The organism is Campylobacter concisus (genome assembly GCF_902460575.1).
GTDB classification, from domain to species: Bacteria; Campylobacterota; Campylobacteria; order Campylobacterales; family Campylobacteraceae; genus Campylobacter_A; species Campylobacter_A concisus_AW.
This window is the reverse complement of sequence record NZ_CABPUY010000001.1, coordinates 518,636-528,618: the sequence shown is the minus strand read 5'-3', so window position 1 is coordinate 528,618 and position 9,983 is coordinate 518,636. Positions and strand designations below refer to the sequence as shown.

10 protein-coding genes are annotated in these 9,983 nt (G+C 39.6%); 9 read left to right on the top strand and 1 reads right to left on the bottom strand.

From position 1 onward, the window contains the following. Window positions 1–87: 87 nt before the first annotated feature. From F3G76_RS02620 to dnaK, 3 genes are read left to right on the top strand one after another with little or no spacing between them, the layout of a single operon-like run. Window positions 88–882, top strand: a complete 795-nt coding sequence (locus F3G76_RS02620; RefSeq protein WP_149705840.1) for an HrcA family transcriptional regulator — start codon at window positions 88–90, stop codon at window positions 880–882. Further along, window positions 879–1,421 (top strand): nucleotide exchange factor GrpE, encoded by a 543-nt coding sequence (grpE, locus tag F3G76_RS02615; protein ID WP_149705839.1) that lies wholly within the window; start codon window positions 879–881, stop codon window positions 1,419–1,421. Before F3G76_RS02620 ends, grpE begins: the two co-directional genes overlap by 4 nt. Before the next feature lie 31 nt (window positions 1,422–1,452). After that, the gene (gene dnaK, locus F3G76_RS02610) at window positions 1,453–3,327 is read left to right on the top strand and encodes a molecular chaperone DnaK (protein WP_103558619.1); all 1,875 of its coding nucleotides are present in this window, start codon (window positions 1,453–1,455) and stop codon (window positions 3,325–3,327) included. Window positions 3,328–3,464: 137 nt separating this feature from the next. Here dnaK and F3G76_RS02605 read toward each other — a convergent pair whose 3' ends face one another. Then, window positions 3,465–4,067 (bottom strand): MBL fold metallo-hydrolase, encoded by a 603-nt coding sequence (locus tag F3G76_RS02605; protein WP_149705838.1) that lies wholly within the window; start codon window positions 4,065–4,067, stop codon window positions 3,465–3,467. 120 nt (window positions 4,068–4,187) lie between these two features. Here F3G76_RS02605 and F3G76_RS02600 point away from each other — a divergent pair, with 120 nt between their 5' ends. Genes F3G76_RS02600 through kdsB form a run of 6 tightly spaced genes read left to right on the top strand, consistent with a single transcriptional unit; the run spans window position 4,188 to window position 9,511 of the window. Beyond that, complete coding sequence (locus tag F3G76_RS02600) at window positions 4,188–4,925, top strand: NAD+ synthase (protein WP_148802862.1); 738 nt, start codon at window positions 4,188–4,190, stop codon at window positions 4,923–4,925. Window positions 4,926–4,935: 10 nt separating this feature from the next. Next, the gene (locus F3G76_RS02595) at window positions 4,936–6,066 is read left to right on the top strand and encodes a DegT/DnrJ/EryC1/StrS family aminotransferase (RefSeq protein ID WP_149705837.1); all 1,131 of its coding nucleotides are present in this window, start codon (window positions 4,936–4,938) and stop codon (window positions 6,064–6,066) included. After that, window positions 6,059–6,979 carry a tetraacyldisaccharide 4'-kinase gene (locus F3G76_RS02590; RefSeq protein ID WP_149705836.1) on the top strand — a complete coding sequence of 307 codons (921 nt, stop codon included), beginning with the start codon at window positions 6,059–6,061 and terminating at the stop codon, window positions 6,977–6,979. The genes F3G76_RS02595 and F3G76_RS02590 overlap by 8 nt, the downstream gene beginning before the upstream one ends. A 50-nt stretch (window positions 6,980–7,029) precedes the next feature. Beyond that, window positions 7,030–7,344 carry a divalent-cation tolerance protein CutA gene (cutA, locus tag F3G76_RS11075; RefSeq protein WP_149705835.1) on the top strand — a complete coding sequence of 105 codons (315 nt, stop codon included), beginning with the start codon at window positions 7,030–7,032 and terminating at the stop codon, window positions 7,342–7,344. Further along, entirely contained in the window at window positions 7,341–8,804 is a 1,464-nt protein-coding gene (gene thrC, locus F3G76_RS02580; protein ID WP_149705834.1) for a threonine synthase, read from the top strand. The genes cutA and thrC overlap by 4 nt, the downstream gene beginning before the upstream one ends. Next, complete coding sequence (kdsB, locus tag F3G76_RS02575) at window positions 8,801–9,511, top strand: 3-deoxy-manno-octulosonate cytidylyltransferase (RefSeq protein ID WP_149705833.1); 711 nt, start codon at window positions 8,801–8,803, stop codon at window positions 9,509–9,511. Before thrC ends, kdsB begins: the two co-directional genes overlap by 4 nt. The last annotated feature ends 472 nt before the right edge of the window (window positions 9,512–9,983 follow it).

Sequence of the window (9,983 nt, the reverse complement as noted above, 5' to 3'; positions counted from 1 at the left end):
AAATAAATTTTTTTAACTTATATACTTGACATTGATAAACTAAAGTTGTATAATCCGCTTAGCAATTAAAAAGAAAGAGTGCTAAAAGTGAGTAAAACAAATAAACGCGATTTGATACTAAATTCTATCATTGAAGCCTATTTGCAGGACAATGCGCCTATTGGCTCAAACGAGCTTGGCTCTCGTATGAGCATGGCGATACCAGCATCGACGATACGTGTTTATTTTAAAAAGCTTTCAGATGAGGGCGAGATCACAAAGCTTCACATAAGTGGCGGCAGGATCCCAACTATCGCTGCGATGAGAAGATATTGGAGTGAAATTTTTACTGAGAGCGACATAAATTTAGAGATAAATGACCCAAGAAGCTTAAAGATGCTCTGTGATGAGTTTGAGCTTTATTGTATGATTTTTGGCACGATCGATAAGGAGTTGCTAGAAATTTTAAATTTAAATGATAGATATTTGGTTTTAAATTTTAGTGGCGATGAGATCGTCATCAAATTTGACGCTAGGATGTATAAATTTTTAAACAACCTTATCGGAGTTAGTTTAGACAAGCTTGAGCTTATATGTTCTCAAGTTGGCTTAAGCGAACTAAAAAACAAGATAAGAGAGCTTAAGAGGACTAAAATTTACTTCCAAGAAAATGAAATTTTAGCCTTTGATATGTTTAAGGATAGACACTTTAAGATGGTTTTTGACCCAAGTTTTAGCTTGCAGATGGACGAAAAGCTTACATTTTCTCCTATGTTTGATGAAAATTACATGGGGCTTAAATTTAAAGCAAACTACCTTGGTAGCGAGGCGCAGATGATCTGTGCTGGCAGTGTTTATACTGATTATGTGAAATTTATAAATCTAATAAAGGAGGCCGCGTGAGCGAAGAGGTAAAAGAGCAAAATCTACCTGAGGTCGAGCCTATGCAAGAGGCAGCTAGCGATAGCGTAAATTTAGATGCACTTGGCGACATCTCAAAAGTGGAGAAGCTCGAAAAAGAGCTTGGCGAGATCACTGATAAATATTACAGAGCAAATGCTGAGTTTGAAAATATCAAAAAGCGTTATGAAAAAGAGAAAGCAGACGTTGCAAGCTATGCAAATGAGAAATTTGCAAGGGACTTGCTACCAGTCATCGATGCGCTCGAGATCGCTGCAAATTTTGACCCAGAGGATGATGAATTTGCTAAAAAGATCAAAGAGGGCATTTTGATAACGATAAATCAGTTTAAGAAATGTTTTGAAAAGCATGGCGTGAGCGAGATCGCAACTGATGTCGAGTTTGATCCAAATGTGCATAATGCTGTTTTAAGGGTCGATAGCGAGGAGAAGCAAAGCGGTCAGATCGTGCAAGCTTTACAAAAAGGCTATATGATAAATGGCAGGGTTTTGCGCCCAGCTATGGTCAGTGTGGCAAACTAAATTTAAAAAATAAATCTAATAAAGGAAAAATATGTCAAAAGTTATAGGTATAGACTTAGGTACAACAAACTCTTGTGTGAGCGTTTTTGAGCGCGGTGAGAGCAAGGTTATCCCAAACAAAGAGGGTAAAAACACAACTCCATCTGTTGTTGCTTTTACAGACAAGGGTGAAATTCTAGTAGGCGACGTCGCAAAACGTCAAGCAGTTACAAACCCTGAAAAAACGATATATTCTATCAAACGTATCATGGGTTTGATGAGCAATGAAAAAAATGCTGAAGAGGCAAAGGCTCGCTTGCCATATCACGTCGTAGATAGAAATGGCGCTTGCGCGGTTGAGATCGCTGGTAAGGTCTATACTCCGCAAGAAATTTCAGCAAAAATTCTTATCAAACTAAAAGAAGATGCTGAAGCATATCTTGGCGAGAGCGTAACAGACGCGGTTATCACTGTGCCTGCGTACTTTAACGATAGCCAAAGAAAGGCTACAAAAGAGGCTGGAACTATCGCAGGTCTAAACGTGCTTCGTATCATCAACGAGCCAACAGCTGCGGCACTTGCGTATGGTCTTGATAAAAAAGAGGCTGAGAAAATTTTAGTTTATGACCTAGGTGGTGGTACATTTGACGTTACAGTGCTTGAAACTGGCGATAATATCGTTGAAGTTTTGGCAACTGGCGGTAACGCATTCTTAGGTGGTGATGACTTTGATAACAAGATCATCGACTGGCTAGTAAGTGAGTTTAAAAACGAAACTGGTATCGATCTAAAAGGCGATATCATGGCGCTTCAACGCTTGAAAGAAGCAGCTGAAAATGCTAAAAAAGAGCTAAGCTCAGCTCAAGAGACTGAGATAAATTTACCATTTATCACAGCTGATGCGACTGGCCCAAAACACCTTGTCAAAAAGCTAACTCGCGCTAAATTTGAAGGCATGATCGACTCACTTGTGGGCGAGACTATCACTAAGATAAATGAAGTCATCAAAGACGCAGGTCTAAGCAAGAGCGACATCAAAGAGGTCGTAATGGTCGGTGGTTCAACTCGTGTGCCACTTGTTCAAGAAGAGGTTAAAAAGGCATTTGGCAAAGAGCTAAATAAGAGTGTAAATCCAGATGAAGTCGTGGCTATCGGTGCTGCGATCCAAGGTGCGGTTATAAAAGGCGACGTTAAAGATGTTCTACTTCTTGACGTTACTCCACTTAGCCTTGGTATCGAGACACTTGGTGGTGTGATGACTAAGATCATCGAAAAAGGTACAACTATACCAACTAAGAAAAGCCAAGTCTTCTCAACTGCTGAAGATAACCAAAGTGCCGTTACTATCATGGTTTTACAAGGTGAGCGTGAGTTTGCAAGGGATAATAAATCACTTGGTAACTTCAACTTAGAGGGCATCCCAGCAGCTCCAAGAGGCGTGCCTCAAATAGAAGTTGAATTTGACATCGACGCAAACGGAATTTTAACCGTTTCAGCAAAAGATAAAGCGACTGGCAAAGCCCAAAACATCACTATCTCAGGATCAAGCGGCCTTAGCGAAGATGAGATAAATAGCATGGTAAAAGATGCTGAGCTTCACAAAGAAGAGGATAAAAAGCGCAAAGACGCAGTTGAGGCTAGAAACCAAGCCGATGCACTAGTTCATCAAACTGAAAAGAGCATGAGCGAGCTTGGCGAGAAAGTCCCAGCTGAGGATAGAAGTAACATCGAAGCCGCACTAAATGATCTAAAAGAGGTCTTAAAAGATGAAAACTCTTCAAAAGAGCAGATCGACGCAAAGGTAGAAGCTCTAAGCAAAGCTAGCCACAAACTAGCAGAAGCTATGTATAAAAAAGATGAAAACGCTGGTGCAAACGGCGGAAATAACAAAAAAGACGACGACGTTATAGACGCTGAAGTCGAGTAAAACTCTTAGAGCAGGGCAACTTGCCTTGCTCTTTTAACTTATAAATTTAAGCCTCTAAACACTTCTTAATACACGCTTGCTATATCATCTTATAAGCTTAAAAGTATAAATTTTAAAATTTAGCCGCGCCTAAAAATTTAAGACCTTCTTACGATCTCTATCCACCTATCAAGCTCTTGTTGCTCGGCTTTTAGCGTGCTGCTTTCGCCGTGCCCCGGATAAAGTGCGAAGTCGCCCTTTAGATTTTTGCATTTTTCTAAGCTTTCTAGCATCTCATTTTTATCTGAAAATGGAAAGTCCCAGCGCCCGATGCTACCTTTAAATAAAAAATCCCCACTAAAGATCGCGTCTTCTATCTCTATCATCGAGCAACCTGGTGTATGCCCTGGAAAATGGTGAAATTTAAAAGAAAAGTCACCCACCGCAAAGCTCTCATCGCCTTGAGCTAAAACATCTGGCACAAAGGTGTTTTTCATATAGCCAAAAATGTCACTCTCACACATAAAAGCATCAAATTTATTGATATAAACTGGGATTTTTAGCTCATTTTTTAGCTCGCTCACGTCGTAAATATGGTCAAAATGCCCATGAGTGCAAAGTATCGCCTTTAAATTTTGTGCATTTTGCAAAACCCACTCTTTTGCCCCATCGCCTGGATCTATCACTAAACTTGAGCCATTTTTTGTGACGATGTAGCAATTTGTCCCAAAATCGCCAAAACTTTTGTGCATTACTCTCATTTTTTACCTTAAATTTATTATTTCTTAAATATTTACATCTTTTTACTTAAACTTAAAGAAAAATTTTAAATTTACTTAGTATAATCTTTTCAGAAGGAAGCAAATTTAGGCAAAGGGACAATGAAGGGGTATCAAAAAATAGAAGAAACCTTAGTTTTTAGCTTAAAAGATAAAACTAAAGGTAAAAAACTACTATTAGGCGTAAGCGGCGGTATTGATTCTGCTGTGGTTGCGACGCTTTGTGCGAGAGCAAAGCCAGATGAAACTCATGCACTCATCATGCCAACAGCATCATCAAACAGACAAAATATGGACGATGCCTTAAATTTATGCGAAAAACTAAACATAAAATACAAGGTTTTATCCATAGAGGGCATTTTAAATGCCTTTTGCGAAACGATAGATGCAAATTTAAGCAATTTAAGAAAAGGGAATTTAGCAGCTAGAGTTAGAATGAGCTTGCTTTATGATTATTCATCTAGTATAAACGCTCTAGTCATCGGCACAAGCAACAAAAGTGAGCTTATGCTTGGCTATGGCACGATATTTGGGGATTTGGCGTGCGCGATAAATCCTATCGGGGAGCTTTATAAGAGTGAAATTTTTGAATTTGCAAAACATCTTGGTGTTGATGAAAATTTTATCAAAAAAGCACCTTCAGCTGATCTTTGGGATGGACAAAGCGATGAGGGCGACATAGGTTACAGCTATGCTGTTATCGACGAGATTTTACAAAATTTAGAAAATAACAAGGAGCAAGCCATCAAAAAGTTTGGATTAAAAGCGGTCTTGGATATAGAAAATAGAGTTGTGTCAAACAGGTTTAAACGACAAATGCCGTTGATAGTGAAAATTTAAAGGATTAAAGATGAGAGAAATTCCGTTTTACAAACCAACTATCACTGAGCGTGAGAGTGAGCTTATCGAAGAGGCTTTGCATTCTGAAAATGCCACTGATACAGTTGCTAAATTTGAAGAAAAGCTAAAAGAGTACTTTGGTGCTAAATTTGTTGTCACTACAAATAACATCGCAGCAGCGCACCATCTAGCCCTAAGCGCGATGGACACTAAGCGTGGCGATAAGGTCATCTGCTCAGTAAATGCCTTCCCTAGCGTGGCTCAGGCTGTTAGACATTTTGATGCCGAGCCTATCTTTGTCGATATCGATGAAGAGGACTTTAATATCAGCCCAGAAGCCCTTGAAAAGGTGCTAAAAGAGCAAAATCACAAAAAACTAAAATGTGCTTTTATCTCACACATCGCTGGACAAAGCGCTAGGCTTGATGAGATAAAGGCTATCTGCGAAAAATATGGCATCGTCGTTTTAGATGATGCAAACCGAGGCATAGGACTAACATATAATGGCAAAAAGGTTGGTTCAGACTCGTTTTTATCCTGCTTTCAGACAAACTCGCGCGTGCAAAATCCTATCTCAACAGTTGGATTTTTCACGACAAATGACGAAGAGGTCTATAAAAAAGCAAAACTACTTCGTAACTATGCCCTTGTAAATGGTATAGATAAATTTGGTAGTTTAAGCTACATCTACGACGTTGTTGATATCGGTTTAAAATATGACATAAACTCGATAAATGCGGCATTTTCTATCGCTCAGCTTGAAAAGACAGACGAGCTTATAAAGCGTAGAAAAAAGATCGCTGAAATTTACGATAAAGAACTTAAAGAGTGTCACAACATCACAACTCCAGTCAAAAAACGCGAGCACATCTACACTCAGTACATCATCAAGATAAATAAAAACCGCGACAGCTTTGCTAGAGAGCTTTTGGAGCGTGGAATTCACACTTCGCTGCACTACATACCGATACATTTGCTAAGCTATTATAAAAATAAATATTCGCTTAAAGTAAATGACTTCCCAAATGCTCTAAAAGCGTATCAACAAGTCCTGTCGCTACCTATATATCATAGTTTGAGCGACGAAGAGGTGCAATACATCTGCAGCACAGTAAAAGAAATTTCTAAATCTCGTGTTTAAGAAATTTAACATCCTTTTACACTCTTGGGCGAATGACTACTTCTTTCGCCCAAATTTCTTTCAAATTTTACTAGCATTTTTACTTCTGCCACTAAGTCTTATCTACGCTCTAGTCGTTATTTATAAGAAATTTAGCGCGCATAAAAAAGACTTTGGTATAAAGATAATAAGCGTTGGAAACTTAACCCTTGGAGGAAGCGGCAAGACCCCACTTTGCGTTGCTATCGCTAAGAATTTCGAAGGCGCTTTTATCATTCTTAGAGGCTATAAAAGAAAGAGCAAAGGTATGCAAGTTGTCGCAAGGGATGGAGAAATTTTACTTGACGTAGCAGCGAGCGGCGATGAGGCGATGATATATGCCACAAGCATCAAAAACGCAAACGTCATCGTTAGTGAAGATAGAAAAATAGCGATAAATTACGCCAAAACTCACGGCGCAAAGTATATTTTACTAGACGATGGATTTTCTAAATTTGATATAGCCAAATTTGACATCTTGGTGCGTCCAAACCCAGAGCCAAAGCTAAAGCTTTGCCTGCCAAGCGGGGCTTATAGATATCCATTTAGCTTTTATAAATTTGGTGATTTTATCGCACGTGAAGGGCAAACTCACTTTAGAAAGAGCGAAATTTTAAACAAAAGCGAAAAAATGGTGCTAGTAACCGCCATAGCAAACCCAGCCCGCCTTGAAGCATTTTTTAGCGAGTGCGTGGGGCAGGTCTTTTTCCCTGATCACTACGACTTCTCAAAAGAAGAGCTAAGCGAAATTTTACAAACCTACGGCGCTACCTCGCTTTTGATGACGCAAAAGGACTATGTAAAGGCAAAGGATTTTGGGCTGAGAGTATCGCTTATCACGCTTGAAGTTACGCTAAGCGAGGAGTTTAAAAAGGTTTTGGCGCAGCAAATTTAAGCCCATTTTGTTATAATGAGCCACTTTTTAAAAGGAAAATTTAGATCAAAATGAGAATTTTAATCACCTCAGTCGCAAAGAAAAAAGAGGCAAAAAAGCTAAGCAAAAAGCTCGTGAAAAAGGGACTTGCAGCTTGCGTGAGTAGCTTTAGCACAAAGAGCATTTATCTTTGGCAAGAGAAGCTTTGTGATGAAAAAGAGCAAATTTTACTCATAAAAACGGACGTGAAATTTAAAAAAGTAGCTAAATTTATAAAAAAGCACCACAGCTACGAAACCCCAGAAATTTTGGCACTTAAGCCAAAAGATGTTTTTAAAAAATATGAAAATTGGATAAAAAAATCAACCAAAAAAGGCAAAAAATGAGACTAACACCAACTAGAAGCGTAAAAGATGAAAAGGTAAAAAATGTAAATTTAAGCACAGCCATGCTTAGCCCAAGCTCCGCTCACGGCGGACTTTACGCGCCAAAGAAGCTACCAAAGATCACAAAGGCAAAGTGGCAAGAGCTCTCAAGCCTAAGCTACGAAAAGCTCGCACTTCACATCATCTCGCTATTTAAATTTGATGTATCTGAGGCGTTTTTTAAAAAGGCGGTCAAAAGATATGCAAGCTTTGATGATCCAAAGCACCCAGTCATTTTTAAAAAAATAGATAAAAATTTATACGTAAATGAGCTCTATCACGGTCCAACAAGGGCATTTAAGGATATGGCGCTTCAGCCCTTTGGCTCGCTGCTTAGTCAGCTAGCAAAGGAAAGGGGCGAAAGATACCTTATCATGTGCGCAACTAGCGGTGACACAGGCCCTGCGACACTTCAAACCTTTGCAAACGACGAAAATATCAAGGTCGTTTGCCTCTATCCAGATGGCGGCACGAGCGAGGTACAAAAGCTTCAGATGCAGACCATGCAAGGTGAAAATTTAAAGGTTTTTGGCATAAAAGGCGACTTTGATGACGCTCAAAGAGCGCTAAAAACGCTGCTTGCAAATGATAAATTTAAGGCCGAGCTTAAGAAAAAACGCCTTAAACTAAGCGCGGCAAACTCGGTAAATTTTGGCAGAATTCTCTTTCAGATCATCTACCACGCCTACGCTTACGCAAATTTGCTAAAACAAAAGGCACTTAAAGCAAACGAGAGCTTTGACATCATCGTGCCAAGTGGAAATTTTGGCAACGCGCTTGGGGCGTATTACGCTAAAAAAATGGGCGCAAAGATCGGCAAGATCAAGATCGCCTCAAACGCAAACAACATCTTGACGCAGTTTTTCACCACCGGCGTTTACGATCTAAGGGACAAAAAGCTGGTTAAAACGATAAGCCCAGCCATGGACATTTTGATCAGCTCAAACGTCGAGCGCTTGCTATTTGATAAATTTGGAAGCGAGCGAACTAATGAACTCATGCAAAGCTTAGCCAAAAATAAATTTTATAAACTTAGCAAGCAAGAGCTTGAAGCGCTAAAAGAGGACTTTGAGGCTAGCTGGTGCGACGATAAGGAGTGCGAGGCATATATCGCAAAGCTCGCAAAGGACGGCTACGCGATCGATCCGCATACGGCTACTTGCTTTAAGATGGTGGATGCTGGCCGTATAAACGTCATCACATCGACCGCGCACTGGGTGAAATTTACGCCAAGCATGATCAAGGCGTGCCAGATCAAAGATACAAAAGATGAAAAAGATGCGCTCGCAAAGACTGCTAAAATCTTAAATGACAGCGTGCCAAGCTCGATAAACTCGCTATTTAGTGCGAAAATTTTACATAAAAATATCATAAAAGAGGACGAGATCGAAAAGTGCGTCCTAGAATGGATCGAGCGATGATAATCATCCCAGCCCGCCTTGCCTCAACAAGGTTTAGTAATAAAATTTTAAAAGAGATAAACGGCGTGCCGATGTTTGTGGCGACGGCTCTTAGAGTAAGCGGCGTGGATGATGTGGCGGTTGCGGTGGATGAGCCAAGCGTGCTTGATATCGCCAAGGCCCACGGCATAAAAGCGGTGCTAACTAGCAAAGATCATCAAAGTGGCACTGACAGGATAAACGAAGCGACGCAAATTTTGGGGCTAAGCGAGAGCGAGATCATCATAAATGTTCAGGCTGATGAGCCATTTATTGAGCCTGAAAATATCGCTAAATTTAGGGCTTTTTGCGAGCAAAATAGGCAAAATGCCTTCATGTTTTCGTGCTACAAAAAGATGGACGATGAGTTTGCGGATGATAAAAATTTAGTCAAAGTGGTGACCGATTTTGAGGGCTATGCGCTTTATTTTTCAAGATCAAGGATACCATTTAACAGAAGCGAGTGCAAAAGCTACAAGGCGCACCTTGGCATCTACGGATACAGTGTAAAAAGCCTAAAAGAGTTTTGCGGCCTCTTGCCTTCAAGCCTTGAAAACACCGAGAAACTAGAGCAGCTGCGTGCCTTAGAAAATGGCAAAAAGATAGCGATGCTAGAGGTTGAAAGTCAAAGTATCGGCATCGATAGTGAAGAGGACTACCAAAGAGCGCTAGCTAAATTTGGCAAATGAGCCTAAATTTGCTCTACTTGGGCGTTTTTGCTACGGCAGAGCAAGTTCTAAATTTATAAATTTGGGTAATGGTTTGGCTGATTTTTTGTTTTTGATTTTGTGGTCTAGCTCACTCAAGCCCTGTTATTGGTTAAATTTACTGCAAACTTGATATTTTAAATTTATTTGAATAATTTTGTCTATTTGCTGAGATGTTTTAAATTGCAAACTTGACAGAAGTTTTTTGATCTCGTGGTCTTGTTTGTGCGTGAGATGAGTGAAATTTGATTAAATTTCGGTTGTTTTACTATCCTAGAACCAAACCAAATTCGCTGATATTTTTAAAATTTGATAAATTTAAGATAATTTGCAAATTTTGGCTTTGCGATTTTACTCACGTCTCCGCATGATATAAATTTGATAGCTCAAATTTATTTCTTTACTACTTTTCTAGTTAGTTACAAGGTCTGCAAAGCCTAGAGAAATTTGGCTG

Coding starts and splice junctions, on each gene's coding strand:
- F3G76_RS02600 (WP_148802862.1), top strand. CDS start 4,188: ATGAAGGGGTATCAAAAAATAGAAGAAACCTTAGTTTTTAGCTTAAAA.
- thrC (WP_149705834.1), top strand. CDS start 7,341: ATGAGACTAACACCAACTAGAAGCGTAAAAGATGAAAAGGTAAAAAAT.
- cutA (WP_149705835.1), top strand. CDS start 7,030: ATGAGAATTTTAATCACCTCAGTCGCAAAGAAAAAAGAGGCAAAAAAG.
- F3G76_RS02595 (WP_149705837.1), top strand. CDS start 4,936: ATGAGAGAAATTCCGTTTTACAAACCAACTATCACTGAGCGTGAGAGT.
- F3G76_RS02605 (WP_149705838.1), bottom strand. CDS start 4,067: ATGAGAGTAATGCACAAAAGTTTTGGCGATTTTGGGACAAATTGCTAC.
- kdsB (WP_149705833.1), top strand. CDS start 8,801: ATGATAATCATCCCAGCCCGCCTTGCCTCAACAAGGTTTAGTAATAAA.
- dnaK (WP_103558619.1), top strand. CDS start 1,453: ATGTCAAAAGTTATAGGTATAGACTTAGGTACAACAAACTCTTGTGTG.